Origin of the sequence: Streptomyces odontomachicola (genome assembly GCF_039605595.1) — a bacterium.
GTDB lineage: Bacteria > Actinomycetota > Actinomycetes > Streptomycetales > Streptomycetaceae > Streptomyces.
Genome location: NZ_JBCFOK010000005.1, coordinates 378,557 through 393,381, shown reverse-complemented (window position 1 = coordinate 393,381; position 14,825 = coordinate 378,557). Strand labels below are relative to the sequence as shown.

At 70.8% G+C, this 14,825-nt stretch carries 14 protein-coding genes; 5 read left to right on the top strand and 9 right to left on the bottom strand.

All coding sequences use genetic code 11. The annotated features are described in order from the left end of the window. Positions 1 to 38: 38 nt before the first annotated feature. From ABEE00_RS11845 to ABEE00_RS11825, 5 genes are all read right to left on the bottom strand, one after another. Positions 39 to 539, bottom strand: coding sequence for a hypothetical protein (locus tag ABEE00_RS11845; protein ID WP_345745311.1), 501 nt, complete (start codon positions 537 to 539; stop codon positions 39 to 41). Between the two features lie 61 nt (positions 540 to 600). Beyond that, positions 601 to 1,332, bottom strand: coding sequence for a restriction endonuclease (locus tag ABEE00_RS11840; RefSeq protein WP_345745310.1), 732 nt, complete (start codon positions 1,330 to 1,332; stop codon positions 601 to 603). Between the two features lie 193 nt (positions 1,333 to 1,525). Continuing rightward, complete coding sequence (glnA, locus tag ABEE00_RS11835; protein ID WP_345745309.1) at positions 1,526 to 2,887, bottom strand: type I glutamate--ammonia ligase; 1,362 nt, start codon at positions 2,885 to 2,887, stop codon at positions 1,526 to 1,528. Between the two features lie 371 nt (positions 2,888 to 3,258). Further along, positions 3,259 to 4,461, bottom strand: coding sequence for a S8 family peptidase (locus ABEE00_RS11830; protein WP_345745308.1), 1,203 nt, complete (start codon positions 4,459 to 4,461; stop codon positions 3,259 to 3,261). A gap of 90 nt (positions 4,462 to 4,551) precedes the next feature. Next, the gene (locus tag ABEE00_RS11825; protein WP_345745307.1) at positions 4,552 to 5,640 is read right to left on the bottom strand and encodes a helix-turn-helix domain-containing protein; all 1,089 of its coding nucleotides are present in this window, start codon (positions 5,638 to 5,640) and stop codon (positions 4,552 to 4,554) included. Positions 5,641 to 5,910: 270 nt separating this feature from the next. Between ABEE00_RS11825 and ABEE00_RS11820 the strand changes: the two genes are divergently transcribed. Then, positions 5,911 to 6,726 carry a hypothetical protein gene (locus tag ABEE00_RS11820; protein ID WP_345745306.1) on the top strand — a complete coding sequence of 272 codons (816 nt, stop codon included), beginning with the start codon at positions 5,911 to 5,913 and terminating at the stop codon, positions 6,724 to 6,726. A gap of 13 nt (positions 6,727 to 6,739) precedes the next feature. Here the strand turns inward: ABEE00_RS11820 and ABEE00_RS11815 are convergent, their stop codons facing one another. Further along, a complete protein-coding gene (locus ABEE00_RS11815) occupies positions 6,740 to 6,931 on the bottom strand; it encodes a hypothetical protein (RefSeq protein WP_345745305.1) in 192 nt (63 codons plus the stop codon). A 10-nt stretch (positions 6,932 to 6,941) separates the two neighbouring features. Further along, positions 6,942 to 7,790, bottom strand: coding sequence for a helix-turn-helix domain-containing protein (locus ABEE00_RS11810; RefSeq protein WP_345745304.1), 849 nt, complete (start codon positions 7,788 to 7,790; stop codon positions 6,942 to 6,944). Between the two features lie 231 nt (positions 7,791 to 8,021). Here ABEE00_RS11810 and ABEE00_RS11805 point away from each other — a divergent pair, with 231 nt between their 5' ends. The 3 genes from ABEE00_RS11805 (at position 8,022) to ABEE00_RS11795 (ending at position 10,884) form a co-directional block, all read left to right on the top strand. After that, entirely contained in the window at positions 8,022 to 8,240 is a 219-nt protein-coding gene (locus tag ABEE00_RS11805) for a hypothetical protein (RefSeq protein WP_345745303.1), read from the top strand. Positions 8,241 to 8,337: 97 nt separating this feature from the next. Then, complete coding sequence (locus ABEE00_RS11800; protein ID WP_345745302.1) at positions 8,338 to 9,081, top strand: hypothetical protein; 744 nt, start codon at positions 8,338 to 8,340, stop codon at positions 9,079 to 9,081. Between the two features lie 45 nt (positions 9,082 to 9,126). Beyond that, a complete protein-coding gene (locus ABEE00_RS11795) occupies positions 9,127 to 10,884 on the top strand; it encodes an NAD+ synthase (protein WP_345745301.1) in 1,758 nt (585 codons plus the stop codon). A 69-nt stretch (positions 10,885 to 10,953) separates the two neighbouring features. On the opposite strand, the gene ABEE00_RS11790 is transcribed toward ABEE00_RS11795, so the two are convergent. Both ABEE00_RS11790 and ABEE00_RS11785 read right to left on the bottom strand, forming a co-directional pair. Next, positions 10,954 to 12,168: an MFS transporter gene (locus ABEE00_RS11790; RefSeq protein WP_345745300.1), complete on the bottom strand. Its 1,215-nt coding sequence runs from the start codon at positions 12,166 to 12,168 to the stop codon at positions 10,954 to 10,956. A gap of 222 nt (positions 12,169 to 12,390) precedes the next feature. Beyond that, positions 12,391 to 13,308 (bottom strand): endonuclease/exonuclease/phosphatase family protein, encoded by a 918-nt coding sequence (locus tag ABEE00_RS11785; protein WP_451918561.1) that lies wholly within the window; start codon positions 13,306 to 13,308, stop codon positions 12,391 to 12,393. Positions 13,309 to 13,787: 479 nt separating this feature from the next. Here ABEE00_RS11785 and panB point away from each other — a divergent pair, with 479 nt between their 5' ends. Further along, positions 13,788 to 14,696, top strand: a complete 909-nt coding sequence (gene panB, locus ABEE00_RS11780; protein WP_345745298.1) for a 3-methyl-2-oxobutanoate hydroxymethyltransferase — start codon at positions 13,788 to 13,790, stop codon at positions 14,694 to 14,696. Positions 14,697 to 14,825: the final 129 nt, after the last annotated feature.

The window sequence follows — 14,825 nt, the reverse complement described above, 5'->3', positions numbered from 1 at the left end:
GCCTGAGCGGCGCCCCCGCGGCGCTCTCCGTCAGCGGCTCAGAGCCTGCCGACCACTCCGCGCCAGGTCCATCCCGCCTTGAGCACCGCGCCCCGCAGCGGATCCTTCAACTCCGAGCTGTCGAAGCGGAACGTCTCCGACACCTCGAGGCCGCCGTCCTTGCCCCGGCCGACCGTCCACTGCACGGACTTCTGGTTCACGGGCCCGCGCCCGTACTCCTTCGACACCGGGACGCCCTCGACCCAGTCGACCTTCCACTGCTCGTCGAGAGCGCGGACCACGTGGTCCCCCGGCACGAACCGCATCCGGATCCGGATCCGGCGGCTCAGCTGAGTGCTGGCGAAGAAGGACTGCCAGGCAGGCTCCATGAGCCGCCACTCGGCGACCAGATCGACGCCTTCCGGCGCGCCGTCACGCACGACGTAGGGGACGTCCGGGCCGTTCAGACCGAGCAGCGCGCCCCGCAGATCCTCCGCGCGCTGTACCGGAACATCGCTGCCAGGCCGCTTCGTGCCGGTCAGTTTGTCGAAGAACCCCATCGAATCCACCTGTCGCATATCCGGCGTCGTCACTCAAGATCACACGCAGCACCGCACCGCCTCAGGGCGCCGCCGTCGGGCGGCGTGGGGCGGGGAGTTGTGGGAGCAGGTCCCATATCGGCCATGAACCGTCTGCCCAGCGGCCCAGCAGGTCCCGCCCCACCAGGTGGATGCGCTGGTCCTTGCCGAACTCGCGGGCGTCGCGGGTGAAACGGCCGTTCGTGACGGCCACCACCACCTCCGCTCCGTGGACAGGACGCGCGGTGCCGTTCAGCCGCTGGAGGTCCGGCGTGCCGACCGGGGCCCCGGCGGAGCCGTCTCGCCGGTGCTTGCACTGGACGACCCAGCGCCGCCCCCACGGATCGGTGGCGATCACGTCCGCGCCCAAGTCGCCGCGGCCGCCCACCCGTTGCGCGTCCGCGCATCCGTCGCGGTGCAACAGGTCCCGCACCGCGTGCTCGAACTGCGTATGGTGCAGGCCGTCTATGCGAGGGAGCTGATAGCGCAGCCCTCGTACGCGTGCCTCCTCCCACCGACGCCGTGCCCGATGCCGGCGCCATCCGAAGGCGCCGGTCGCGAGGACCGCGGCCGCCAGCACGAGCAACACCCACCAGTGCGCCAGCAGCCACTGCACCAGCGCCAGGACCAGCCCCAGGCCCGCTACCGCGGCCACACCGAGGGCGACCCGCTCGTTCTGCCGCTGCTGCTTCGTGCGCCTGCGCCGCCGGCTCACCGGTCCGCCGCCCCGCCGCCGGCTCCCGTACCTCTTCGTCTGTGCGCTGACCTCGGCCATGCGTCTCCCCCTCGAGACTCGCGGGCCTCCCCGCGTCCACCCACCAGTGGAGCAGACGGCACTGACAACGCCCGGAACACGAGCACGGGGACAGGGGGAGGGCGGGGCAGGGGACAGAGCGAGGCCCGGTGCCAGCGGCTCACGGCCGCTGACACCGAGCCTCACCACACAGAGACAGGTCCCTGACCTGCGACTACAGCACCGGCAGCGACTTGCGCAGCTCGAACGGGGTGACCTCGGAGCGGTACTCCTCCCACTCCTGCTTCTTGTTGCGCAGGAAGAAGTCGAAGACGTGCTCGCCCAGGGTCTCCGCGACCAGCTCGCTGCGTTCCATGAGGGTGATGGCCTCGCCGAGGTTCTGCGGGAGGGGCTCGATGCCCATGGCGCGGCGCTCGGAGTCGGAGAGGGCCCACACGTCGTCGTCGGCGCCGGGCGGGAGCTCGTACCCCTCCTCGATTCCCTTGAGGCCGGCGGCCAGGAGGACCGAGTAGGCGAGGTACGGATTGGCGCCGGCGTCCAGGGAGCGGACCTCGATGCGGGTGGAGCCCATCTTGCCGGGCTTGTACATCGGGACCCGGATGAGGGCGGAGCGGTTGTTGTGGCCCCAGCAGATGTACGAGGGGGACTCGCCGCCCTCCCCCGCGGTGCGGTTGGCGCCGCCCCAGATGCGCTTGTAGGAGTTCACCCACTGGTTGGTGACAGCGGAGATCTCGCCCGCGTGCTGGAGCAGCCCGGCGATGAAGGAGCGGCCGACCTTGGAGAGCTGGTACTCCGAGCCCGACTCGTAGAACGCGTTGCGGTCGCCCTCGAAGAGGGAGAGGTGGGTGTGCATGCCCGAGCCCGGGTGCTCCGAGAACGGCTTGGGCATGAACGTGGCCTGCACGCCCTGCTCCAGCGCGACCTGCTTCATCACGAGCCGGAAGGTCATGATGTTGTCGGCCGTCGACAGCGCGTCGGCGTACCGCAGGTCGATCTCCTGCTGGCCCGGCGCGCCCTCGTGGTGGCTGAACTCCACGGAGATGCCCATGGATTCGAGCATCGTGATGGCCTGCCGGCGGAAGTCCATGCCGACGTGCTGCGGTGTGTGGTCGAAGTAGCCGGAGGAGTCGGCGGGCTTCGGCCGGGAGCCGTCCACGGGCCGGTCCTTGAGCAGGAAGAACTCCACCTCGGGGTGGGTGTAGAAGGTGAAGCCGAGGTCGGAGGTCTTGGCGAGGGTGCGCTTGAGCACGTACCGCGGGTCCGCGTACGAGGGCGAGCCGTCCGGCATCAGGATGTCGCAGAACATCCGCGCGGTGCCCGGCGCCTCGGCGCGCCACGGGAGTATCTGGAAGGTGCCGGGGTCCGGCTTGGCGATCATGTCGGACTCGTAGACCCGGGCGAAGCCCTCGATCGCCGACCCGTCGAAGCCCATGCCCTCGTCGAAGGCCTGCTCCAGCTCGGCCGGGGCGACCGCGACGGACTTGAGGAACCCGAGCACATCGGTGAACCAGAGCCGCACGAACCGGATGTCGCGCTCCTCCAGTGTGCGGAGCACGAATTCCTGCTGCTTGTCCATGGTCACCCAATCCTTGCTGGTCAGACGGCCTGCGATGCCCCTTTCGGAGCACCTGCCCCGCACCGCAGTATCCCGGTGCGCGGTTACCGCCACATTACCGGCGTACGGCCAGGTGGCAGCACTCTCGGCGCACATGTGCGCAGCCGCCGTACGAGCCCTGCGGAGGTGCCTGGACGAGCGGCGGCCGCGAACCGGTGTGTGGGGCACCGGTCCGCGGCCGCGGTTCGGGGAAGCTGGGCCGGACGGGTCAGGTCCGGCCCGGGCCGGTTCAGGTGTGCCGGCCGGTGGTGCGCGGGGTACGCCGTGTGGCGGGAGCCGCCGGGGCGAGGGCCCCGCGCACCGGTGGAGCCGATGGTGTTACCTGGCGGTCGTCACTCGACGACGTTCAGCAGCACGTTCGGCGAACCCTGACCCGGGCTCTGCACCGCGTCCTTCGCGCCGCCCTCGACCAGCGCCTTGCTGACCGCGTCCGGCTTGGCGTCGGTGTGCCCGGAGAGGTAGACCGCCGCGGCGCCCGCGACGTGCGGGGAGGCCATGGAGGTGCCGTCGATGGTCTTCTTCGCGTCGTCGCCGCTGTTCCAGGCGCCGGTGATCTGGACGCCCGGCGCGTAGATGTCCAGCGCCTTGCCGAAGTTGGAGAACTCGGCCTGGTTGTCCTTGTTGTCGGTGGCGCCGACGGTGATGGCCTCGGGGACCCGCGCGGGCGAGGAGTTGCCCGCGTCCTGGCTCTCGTTGCCCGCGGCGACCGCGAAGGTCACGCCCTTGGAGATGGTCTCCTTCACGGCCTTGTCCAGGGCCTCGTCGGCGGGACCGCCGAGCGACATGTTCGCGGCCGAGGGGCCCTTGGCGTTCTTGGCGACCCAGTCGATGCCCTTGACGACGCCCTCGGTGCTGCCCGAGCCGTTGTCGTCCAGGACGCGCACCGGCACGATCTTCGCCTTCTTGGCGACGCCGTACGTCTTGCCGGCGACGGTGCTGGAGGTGTGCGTGCCGTGCCCGTTGCCGTCGTCGGCGTTGCCGCCGTCCACGGCGTCGAAGCCCTTCTCGACACGGTCCTCAAAGTCCTTGTGGGACGCTCGAGTTCCGGTGTCGATGACGTATACCTTGACGCCCTCCCCTGCCTTGTCGGGGTACTTGTACTTCTTGTCGAGGTCCGGCTTCTTGCTGTCGATCCTGTCCAGACCCCATGAAGGAGGGTTTGCCTGCTCACCGGCTATGGAGTAGCGGTGGTTGGCGAAGACCTGGTCGACCTGCGGGTCGGCCGCGAGCTGCTTGGCCTCCTGCTCCGACATCTTCGCCGAGTAGCCGTTCAGGGCGGTGGTGTAGGTGTCCTTCACCTGGCCGCCGTAGTTGGCGACGACCTTCTTGCCCTGCGCCGCCGAGGACTTCACGTTCACGGCGTTCTTCTTCATGGTGACGATGTAGCTGCCCTTGATGGCCTTCGCGGAGTTCGCTCCGACCACCGTGCCCTCGGTGGGGGCCGCGTTCGCGGGGAGTGCGAGGCCCGATCCGATGGCGGCGGCTGCCACCATCGCCGCGGCGCCGACTGCGACCTTCTTGCGCGTCACTGCCATTGCGAGGGTTCCTCCTCGTCGTGGGGGGTGTGCGCTGTGTGGGGGTGTGGTGCTCTTTCAGCGCGCCGGAAGCTCAACACAGTGACGCGGTCAGGACAAGAGCTTTCCCGAACCGGACACTTGGGTAATGTTCTGCCCTTCTCCGCAGCTCGGACACCCCTCGGGAAGCCAGCCGAGCGCGGCGGCTTGCATCCCCAACTGGAAGCGGGTACCGGCCCCCAGGCGTTCCATCAGCGCGTGGAGGCGGCGCTGGAAGGTCCGGTAGCTGACACCGAGCTGACGGGCCATGACCTGGTCGGTCATGCCGGTGGTGAGCAGCGCGATCAGGCGCGCCTCCTCGGGCGTGGGGCCTCCGCCGCCGGCGCCCGCGCGGTCGCCGAAGTACTGCCCGATGGGCATCGCGCGCGACCACAGCACCTCGAAGAACTCCCCCAGCGCGTCGAGCAGTCCCGAGGGGTGGATGACGACGCTGCTGGCCAGCTCGTGCGGTGCGGCGCGCAGCGGGATCAGCGCGAGCCGGTCGTCGGCGATCATGAGCTTGGTGGGGGTGTCGGCCATCACCCGGGCGTCCTCACCGAGTTCGGCCGCGGCTCCGACGTCGGTGTCGAGCCGGTGGAAGGCGTCCAGACCGTCGATGTCGTAGATGACGCGGTAGCCGATGCCCTGCCTGAGCCGCTGCTGCTGCACGGGCATCATGCCGGTCTTGGGGTCGAGACGGTCCGGGTCCTGGTTCGCGTACGGGGGTCTGTCGATGCCCCGTACCTCGTGCTGCGCGCTGTGCTGGAGCTGGTCGACCTGCTGGATCACGGCGGGTCTGCCGGTGACGATCTCGACGAGGTCGACGGGGTCGCGGGAGGCGGCGTTGGCGCGGAATCTGGAGGCCAGCACCTGTATGTGTCTTCGCGTGCGGTGGATGGCCTCCTCGCGGGCCAACAGCAGCGACTCGAAGGCGACTTCGGGGGCGACGGGCAGATACCGCTCCTCGGCCGCCCTCCCCCCTCCCCGCTCCTCCGAGTACCGCCCGACCAGGCTCAGCCGCTCCAGCGAGGACAGCGCCTCGCGCACCTTGGCGCTCGAGACGCCGAGCGCGGTACGCAGCTCGGCCACGGTCACGGCACCGTCCACGAGCGCCTCGTAGGTCCGCTGCTGGACGGGGTCGAGCCCGAGTGCCTCCAACATGACGGCATCCTCCGGTCGGTGGCGAGTTCACGTCAATGACCGAAGGGCGCCAGGCCGGGAAGTGGTCGCACCATTCCCGGCGATGTCCGGGCATATCCGCCGCACGGATTCCGCGCCACCGCCATGGGGGCTTCGCCCCAACACCCGCTGCTGATCAGCTTGTTGAAGCGTGTACGGGTGCGTGCGGGGGTGGGACGGGGCGGGTGGGCGTCAGGTTCCCGGCGACCGGTCACATCTTCGGGACTCCGGCCCGCGTGGCACCCTTCCCACATGCCGCCGACCCCGCACCGCTGGACCGCCGCGCCTCCCTCGGACGCCGACTGGCTCGCCGATCTGACCGGCGACGACGGCCTCACGGGCTTCCTCGCGCCGGGACGGCCCGATGCGGCGTGGGTGCTGAACGCGATGTACGAGCACGAGAGCGGGGCGGGCACGGTGTCGCATGACGCGCTGCATCGCGCACGGCTGGCGCGTGGCGAGGTCGCGCCGCTGTACGTCGGCGGCGCGAACGTCGAGGAGACGCCGGGCATGGTCACCACCGGCGGCGACGTCGGCCGCGCTGAGCACCCGGGCCCCGGCTGGCGGCGCCTGCGCTGGGCGGAGCTCGCGCGCCGCCACGGCGATCCGGTGGTGCCGGAGGGACGGCTGCCCTGCCTGCACTGCCTGCCCTCGGCGCGTATGGCGGACGGCAGTTGGCCCGCCGGCATCGCGGTACCGACCGAGGGCAGCCTCGACCGCGAGACGTGGAACCGCCTGACCGCGCTCCTCACGGCCTTCGCGCCGGAGGGCCCCGCCACGCCCTGCCGCGCGTACTACAACCCGTTGGCACGGTTCGCCGCGACCGGCGACGCGACGGAGTACGACACACGCTGCGTGCGCGCGGGAACGCTGGGCGGCGCGCGGGCCCTCTACGACGCGGAGGAGACGGCCTTCTCCCCGTCCAACCTCTGGCCCGAGGACCGCACATGGGTCCTGTGCACCGACTACGACCTGTGGGGCACGAAGGTCGTGGGCCCCAAGCCGCTGATTGAACGCTTGCTGCGGGACGAGGACTTGGAGGCAGTACGCCTGCCCTGGGCGCCGTGAGGTCGCCCACGCGTCAGAGCAGGTGGTCGGCCTCCCCCGCCTTGATACCCGCTATCAACGCCCGCAGCGCGTCGCGGGAATCGGCGACGAAGTGGTCTTCCTGGCCGCGTACGGCGATGTACGCGCGCCCCGCGTCGTCGGTGCCGAGGCGGAAGCAGTTGTTGCCCTCCGCGCAGAACGGGTCTTCCCAGGTGATGTCTGCCATGGCTGCCCTCTCAAAGCTGACGTGCGACGCCGTGAATGAAGTCGCGTGACTCTGCCGTCGAAAGCGACGCTCGTTCCATCCAGTCCAGGTGTTGCCGGTACTTGGCCAGCTGGGCGTCAGCGTTCATGAACTCCGGCCCGTGCGCGGAGTCGAGCTGCACGGTGTCCAACTGCGGAACGGGGCCGTCGACGTACAGCAACGCGTGCCCCGCACCGGGAAAGGCGCCACGCTCGACAGGGATCACCCGCACCACGACACCATCTCTCTCAGACCACTCGGACAAGTACTCCAACTGTTCCCGCGTGGCCTCGCGTCCTCCGAACTGCATGCGCAGCGCCGCCTCGTGGATGTAACTCACGCACTCCGGAGGCGCCTCCCCGTCGAAGACCTTCCGCCGGCCCATCCGGTGCGCCACGCGCAATTCGACCTCCAGACGCGTCATCGGCGGAAGCCCTGCGCTGAACACCGCACGCGCATACTCCTCCGTCTGCAACAGCCCTGGGAGGTGCACCGTCTGAACGGTGCGGATCCGGTGTGCGTGCCATTCGAGTTCGGCGATGTCGAGGAGGCCGGACGGGAGGGAGCCCCGGTACTCCTCCCACCAGCCGCCGCCGCGTTCGCCCGCCATGGCCACGAGCGCGTCCACGTACGTCGCGTCCGCGCACGCGTAGTTGGCGACCAGCGTCCGTACGCGCTCCGGCGTGATGCGCCGGTCGCCGGACTCCATGTTGGAGATCTTGGTGCGGTCTATGCCCAGCAGGCCCGCCGCGTACTCCGTCGTCACGTCGGCGGCGGTGCGCAGCCTGCGCAGCTCGGCGCCCAGGCGCCGCTGGCGCTGAGTCGGGGGCCTGGAGGGCATGGCGGCCTTTCGTAGGCGGGGGCGCACTCCTAGGGGGTAATTACCACTGAGGGAGTGGCGCTCGTTCCGACAGTGTGCCACGTTGAGTAACGCACCACTCACGCAACCGAGTTGGAAGCGCATCGCGCGAGCCTGCCCCCTCATCCCTGGAAGGGGTGGGCCGCGCCCAGGGAGACGGGCCACCGCTCGAGCGCGGCTCACCGCAGCACCCCCACCACCCAGGGAGTCAGCATGCCCGCACACCCCACCTGGCGCATCCACCACGTACCGGCGAAGCCCGTCCGCCGCTCCCCGGACGGGATCACCATCCCGCTCTGGCTGCTCCAGAACGACACCCACCACTGCGACCTCGACCTCTCCCTCACCCCGGCCCAGGCGGAGCTGCTGCACGCGCAGCTCTGCCGCGCCCTCGCCACCGCATGGGAGCCGGGCCCCGCCTGCCGGGCGTGAGCGCGGACACCCGGCACCCGCCCTCCCCGCACACCGCGGGGAGGGCGGGAAATACGCTCAACCCACGTACAGACCAAACGCATTGGGAGAACGAGGCTTGACGGGGTCACTGAGAACGCGCGGGACACGGTGTGCCGCAGCCATCGCCGCGCTGGCCATGACGGCGGGCTGCTCCGCGTTCAAGTCGGACCCACCACCCGAGCCGAAGCCGACGGAGACCACCGCGCTGTGCGGAGGGCTCTTCGGCGAGCAGGGCGGCACCGCTCTCCGCGGGCTGCTGGCGAGCCCCGAGGTCCGCCCGGCGAGCAGGCATGAAGGCGCGAAGCCGGAGAGGGTCGCCGCGGCCATGAAGGCGGGCTCGCGGCCCGGCGCCCTGGCGAGCGTCTGTCGCTTCACGGTTCCGCCGAACGGGGAGGACGCCCAGTCGGTGAACGTGAAGTTCGGCTGGACCCCTGCGCCGGAGCGGCAGAAGAAATACTCCCTCGAATACGCGGCGGGCTCCTCGTTCATCGAGCTCGGCTTCCCCATCGAGACCGACGGAGAGAGCGCCGTCTATTTCGCGTGCCGTGCACCGGGACACCGCACGAGGACGGTGAAGGGGGTCTCCCACCTCCACCGGCACGCCGTCACCGGCCTGGACGCCGAGGAGAAGGACCGGGCCCGCGCCCAGGTGCTGCTCTCCGCCGCCTCCCGGATGCGCGACGCGCTGCGCTGTACGAACAAGCCCGGCCTGTCGCCGGACTCCACGCTGCGGGACATGCCGGGCAACAAGCGCGCGGTCGCCGAGCAGCCGCTCCGCTGGCCCCGGCTCCCCGAAACCGGCCCGGCCCCCACGGCGTAAGGCCTCCCCCGCCATAACGTCAGAGCGACGATTACACTCGGACCCGTGCCTCAACTACGTCTCGCTCTGAATCAGGTCGACTCCACCGTCGGTGACCTCGACGGGAACGCCGAGTCCGTCGTCCGCTGGACCCGGCACTCCGTCGGGCAGGGGGCGCATCTCGTCGCCTTCCCGGAGATGATGCTGACCGGCTACCCGGTCGAGGACCTCGCGCTGCGGTCCTCCTTCGTGGAGGCCAGCAGGGCCGCGCTGCGCGCGCTCGCGCGGCGGCTCGCGGACGAGGGGCTCGGCGAGGCCCCGGTGGTCGTGGGCTATCTCGACCGCGCGGACGACGCGCCGGCGCGGTATGGGCAGCCCGCCGGCGCCCCGCAGAACGCCGCGGCGGTGCTGCACCGCGGCGAGGTCGCGCTGACCTTCGCCAAGCACCACCTGCCGAACTACGGCGTCTTCGACGAGTTCCGGTATTTCCTGCCCGGTGAGACGCTCCCCGTCATCCGCGTGCACGGCGTGGACGTCGCGCTCGCCATCTGCGAGGACCTGTGGCAGGACGGCGGCCGGGTGCCCGCAGCGCGCTCCGCGGGGGCCGGGCTGCTGCTGTCCGTGAACGCCTCCCCGTACGAGCGCAACAAGGACGACATCCGCCTCGACCTCGTACGGAAGAGGGCCCAGGAAGCCGGGTGCACGACCGCCTACCTCGCCATGACCGGCGGGCAGGACGAGCTCGTCTTCGACGGCGACTCGATCGTGTGCGACCGGAACGGCGAAGTGCTCGCGCGGGCGCCGCAGTTCGAGGAGGAGTGCGTCGTCCTCGACCTGGAGCTGCCGGCCGCCGCCGAGGAGCCGCCGGCCGGGACCGTGGACGACGGGCTGCGCATCGAGCGCCGCACCCTGTCGGCCGAGCCGGTGCCCGCGTACGAGCCCGAGCACCGCGGCGTGGTGACGCCCGAGCTGGACAACGACGAGGAGATCTACCGCGCGCTGGTCGTCGGGCTGCGCGCGTACGCCGTGAAGAACGGCTTCCGCTCCGTGCTGATCGGGCTCTCGGGCGGCATCGACTCCTCGCTGGTCGCCGCGATCGCCTGCGACGCGCTGGGCGCGGAGAACGTGTACGGGGTCTCGATGCCCTCCCGCTATTCCTCGGAGCACTCCAAGGACGACGCGGCGGACCTGGCGGAGCGCACCGGGCTGCACTACCGCACGGTCGCGATCGGGCCGATGTTCGACGCGTACATGGAGTCGCTGGGCCTCACCGGCGTCGCCGAGGAGAACCTGCAGTCCAGGCTGCGCGGCACCACGCTGATGGCGATCTCCAACCAGGAGGGCCACATCGTCCTCGCGCCGGGCAACAAGTCCGAGCTGGCCTGCGGCTATTCGACCCTGTACGGGGACTCGGTCGGCGCGTACGGGCCGATCAAGGACGTCTACAAGACGAACGTGTTCCGCATCGCGAAGTGGCGCAACCGCGCCGCCGAGGCGCGCGGCGAGACCCCGCCCATCCCGGAGAACTCGATCACCAAGCCGCCGAGCGCCGAGCTGCGCCCCGGCCAGGTGGACACCGACTCGCTGCCGGACTACGACGTGCTGGACAAGGTCCTCAAGCTGTACGTGGACGGCGACCGCGGCCGCGACGAGATCATCGCAGCGGGGTACGACGCCGAGCTGGTCACACGGGTGCTGAAGATGACCGACACGGCGGAGTACAAGCGCCGCCAGTACCCGCCGGGCACCAAGATCTCCGCCAAGGGCTTCGGCAAGGACCGCCGCCTCCCGATCACGAACAGGTGGCGGGAGACGGGAGCCTGAGCACCGCGCCCCTGTGGCACGCACAAGGGCCCCGCCGACGGTTGTCGGCGGGGCCCTTGTGCGTGGTGCTTACTCCGCTGCGGAAGCGGCCATCTGGGGCATGGACTCGCCCCGCGCCACCACCCGGGACATCGAGCCCGTACGTCCGCGGTCCAGGTAGCCCGCGAGGAGGGCGATGGCCAGGCCCAGGACGGCGAGGACCGCGCCGGCCACCGCCGGGGAGGTCCAGCCGAAGCCGGCCGAGACGACGACGCCGCCGAGCCACGCGCCGCCCGCGTTGGCCAGGTTGAACGCGGAGTGGTTGGAGGCCGAGGCCAGCGTCGGCGCGTTCTCCGCCTTGGTCATCACCAGCATCTGGATCGGCGTGGTGGTGCCGAAGCCCACCGCGCCGAGGATCACGACCATGATCAGCGCCGCCCAGGTCACGTGCACCGCGTAGGTGAAGACCACCAGCGACACGGCGAGCGCCGCCAGCGCCCCGTACATGGTCGGCCGCAGCGCGCGGTCGGTGAGCGGGCCCGCGGCGAACGCGCCCAGCGTCATGCCGACGCCGAACAGCGCCAGCACCCAGGTCGTGCCGGACTCGGGCAGCCCGGTGACCTTGGTCATCATCGACGCCAGGTAGCTGTAGACGGCGAACACGCCGCCGAAGCCGCACACCGCGGTGAGCAGCCCCAGCAGGACCTGCCCGTTCCACAGCGCGCGCAGCTCGTGGCCGACCCCGGTGTGCGCCTCCTTCGGGAGCCTGGGGATCAGCACGGCGAGCGAGGCCATGGCGAGCAGCCCGATCGCGGTGACGATCAGGAAGGTGGCGCGCCAGCCGAGCTGCTGGCCGATCGCGGTGCCGGCGGGTACGCCGACGATGTTGGCCACGGTCAGGCCCATGAACATGACCGCGACGGCACGGGCCCGGCGGTCCTCTCGTACGAGCCGGGCGGCGACGACCGCGCCGACGCCGAAGAAGGCGCCGTGCGGCAGGCCGGCCAGCACCCGTCCTGCGAGCAGCGTGCCGAAGCCCGGAGCGAGCGCGGAGGCGAGATTGCCGACCGTGAAGAGCGCCATCAGCGCGAGCATCATCCGCTTCCGCGGGATGCGCGCGCCCAGCGCGGTGAGCAGCGGCGCACCGATCACGACGCCGATGGCGTACGCGGAGACGAGGTACCCGGCCGTGGGCACGGAGGTGCCCAGGTCGTCCGCGACGTTGGGCATGAGGCCCATCATCACGAACTCGGTCGTACCGATCCCGAAGGCCGATATCGCCAGGGCGAGCAGGGCCATGGGCATAGCGCAGGGAACCTTTCCAGGCAGGGGTGGTCAGGGCAGAACGTGCGAAGGAGGAAACGGAGCGTTCCGCGCTGAACCGGCTCCGTAAGTTCTCTCTCCAAACAAAGTCTGCCAGCCCCATTGTTCCCGGAGGCCAACGCCGTGTTTCCAGTGGGCTACATCACCGCGCGCACACCCGGAACCGCGCGCACCACCGGCTGACGGCCCGGCAGCCGGGAACGGTCAGAAGTTGACCGCCGCCGCCACGGGAAGGTGGTCGCTGCCGGTCTTCGGGAGGGTCCAGGAGGACACCGGCTCCAGGTTCTTCACCATGATCTGGTCGATGCGCGCCATCGGGAACGAGGCGGGCCAGCTGAACCCGAAGCCGTTGCCCGCCGCGCCCTGCGTGGAGCGCATCTGCGAGGTGACCGGCGCGAGCGCGCGGTCGTTCATGGTCCCGTTGAGGTCGCCGAGCAGCACGACCTTGCCGGTCCTGTCGTTCGAGATCGCCTTGCCCAGCGCGTCGGCGCTGTCGTCCCGCTGGTTCGCGGTGAAGCCCGCCTGGAACTGCACGCGCACCGAGGGCAGATGGGCCGCGTAGACCGCGACCTCGCCCTTGGGGGTGTGCAGGGTGCTGCGCATCGCGCGCGGCCAGCCCATCTTGATGTCCACGGTGCGGGTGTCGCTCATCGGGTACTTGCTCCAGAGCCCGACCGTGCCGACCAGCTTGTGGTACGGGTATTCGCTGGCGAGCTGCTTCTCGTACGCCGGGCCCTCACCCTGTGCGACCTCCTCCAGGGAGATCACGTCGGCGTCGGTGGCGGCGAGCTTGCGGGCCGTGCCGGCCGGGTCCGGGTTCCCCGCGTTGACGTTGTGGGTGACCACGGTGAGGTCGCCGCCGCTGCCGGACTTGTCGGTGAGCTGGCCGCCGAAGAGGTTCAGCCACACCAGCGCGGGCACCACCGTGGCGATCAGCGCGAGGGGCGAGCGGCGCAGCAGGCCGGCGACCAGCAGCACGGGGATGAGCAGGCCGCCCCAGGGCAGGAAGGTCTCCCAGAGCGAGCCGAGGTTGCCGACCGAGTTCGGGATGTCGGCGTGCAGCAGGAAGGCGAGCGCCAGCAGCACCGCGACGGCCGCGATGATCCAGCCGCGCCGCCACATGCCGGGCCCTCCCCAGCGGGAGAAGGCGCTGCGCACTCGGCCCCCGCCGCGGCCGGGTCCACGCCGGCCGCCGTCGCCGGTCTCCGCGGCCTCAGCCATGTACGCACGTGCCATCCGCTGATCCTCACTTGCCTGTGCGATGTCTGGTGAACGATAGGCGATGCCGGTCATTTACTGAAAAACCAGCCGCCCGGCCCGTCTTGGGCCCACGGGCCTTCCTAGTCCGCCCGCGTAAGAACCTCTCTTACGGCCCTTGCGGGATGCCCCGGAGGCCACCCCCTGCGGCCCTCTCGTCCATGACGACGTCGGTACGAAGACTCCGTACGCCGTGCAGGACGAACGCACCGCCCCGTGAGGTTCCGGCCACGGCGGATCGCCCTTGCCCTGTGACACAACGCGCATCTCCATGCCAGCATGAACACGTATCTGGGGACGCCGTACGGCGCCTCAAGACGACGAAAACAAGAGGAGCCAGCGCGATGACGCCTGCGCAGAATCAGCCTGCTCACACACAGTCCCAGGGCGCACAGTCCCAGGGCGCGAAGCCCGCGGGGGAACGACAGCCCGCCACCCTCTACGGCGGGGCGCGGAACCGGCGTGTCACGGTCCGCGACCTCTCGGCCGCCAAGGAACGCCACGAGAAGTGGCCCATGCTCACCGCCTACGACGCGATGACCGCCTCGGTCTTCGACGAGTCCGGCATCCCGGTCCTGCTGGTCGGCGACTCGATGGGCAACTGCCACCTGGGGTACGAGTCGACCGTGCCCGTGACCATGGACGAGATCGCGCTGCTCACGGCGGCCGTCGTGCGCGGCACCAAGCGCGCCCTGGTGGTCGCCGACCTGCCCTTCGGCGCGTACCAGGAGGGGCCCGTACAGGCCCTGCGCTCCGCCACCCGGCTGGTCAAGGAGGCCGGTGCCGGGGCCGTGAAGCTGGAGGGCGGCGAGCGCTCGGCGCACCAGATCGAGCTGCTCGTGCAGTCCGGCATCCCGGTCATGGCGCACATCGGCCTGACACCGCAGTCCGTGCACGCGATGGGGTACCGGGTGCAGGGCCGCGGCGAGGAGGCCGCGCAGCAACTGCTGCGGGACGCCAAGGCCGTCCAGGACGCGGGCGCCTTCGCCGTGGTGCTGGAGGCGGTGCCCGCCGCGGTCGCCGCCGAGGCCACGGCCTCGCTGCACATCCCGACCGTGGGCATCGGCGCGGGCGCCGGGTGCGACGCGCAGGTCCTGGTGTGGACCGACATGGCGGGCATGCCGCCGGGGCGGGTGCCGAGCTTCGTGAAGCAGTACGCGCGGCTGCGCGAGGTGCTGGGCGAGGCGGCGAAGGCGTACGCGGACGACGTGGTCTCGGGGAGCTTCCCTGACGCGGAGCACAGCTTCAGCTAGGTCCGTGACCGGGTGTGCGAGTGGCCGGGTGCCACACGCCGCGCCCCCGCACAAGGGGCCCGGGGACCGTTTCGCGAGCGGTCCCCGGGCCCTTCGCCGTAGGACCGACGGGCACCGACAACCGTCCGA

Coding starts and splice junctions, on each gene's coding strand:
- ABEE00_RS11815 (WP_345745305.1), bottom strand. CDS start 6,931: ATGGCAGACATCACCTGGGAAGACCCGTTCTGCGCGGAGGGCAACAAC.
- ABEE00_RS11845 (WP_345745311.1), bottom strand. CDS start 539: ATGGGGTTCTTCGACAAACTGACCGGCACGAAGCGGCCTGGCAGCGAT.
- panB (WP_345745298.1), top strand. CDS start 13,788: ATGACGCCTGCGCAGAATCAGCCTGCTCACACACAGTCCCAGGGCGCA.
- ABEE00_RS11830 (WP_345745308.1), bottom strand. CDS start 4,461: ATGGCAGTGACGCGCAAGAAGGTCGCAGTCGGCGCCGCGGCGATGGTG.
- ABEE00_RS11805 (WP_345745303.1), top strand. CDS start 8,022: ATGCCCGCACACCCCACCTGGCGCATCCACCACGTACCGGCGAAGCCC.
- ABEE00_RS11790 (WP_345745300.1), bottom strand. CDS start 12,168: ATGCCCATGGCCCTGCTCGCCCTGGCGATATCGGCCTTCGGGATCGGT.
- ABEE00_RS11825 (WP_345745307.1), bottom strand. CDS start 5,640: ATGTTGGAGGCACTCGGGCTCGACCCCGTCCAGCAGCGGACCTACGAG.
- ABEE00_RS11820 (WP_345745306.1), top strand. CDS start 5,911: ATGCCGCCGACCCCGCACCGCTGGACCGCCGCGCCTCCCTCGGACGCC.
- ABEE00_RS11785 (WP_451918561.1), bottom strand. CDS start 13,308: ATGTGGCGGCGCGGCTGGATCATCGCGGCCGTCGCGGTGCTGCTGGCG.
- glnA (WP_345745309.1), bottom strand. CDS start 2,887: ATGGACAAGCAGCAGGAATTCGTGCTCCGCACACTGGAGGAGCGCGAC.
- ABEE00_RS11810 (WP_345745304.1), bottom strand. CDS start 7,790: ATGCCCTCCAGGCCCCCGACTCAGCGCCAGCGGCGCCTGGGCGCCGAG.
- ABEE00_RS11840 (WP_345745310.1), bottom strand. CDS start 1,332: ATGGCCGAGGTCAGCGCACAGACGAAGAGGTACGGGAGCCGGCGGCGG.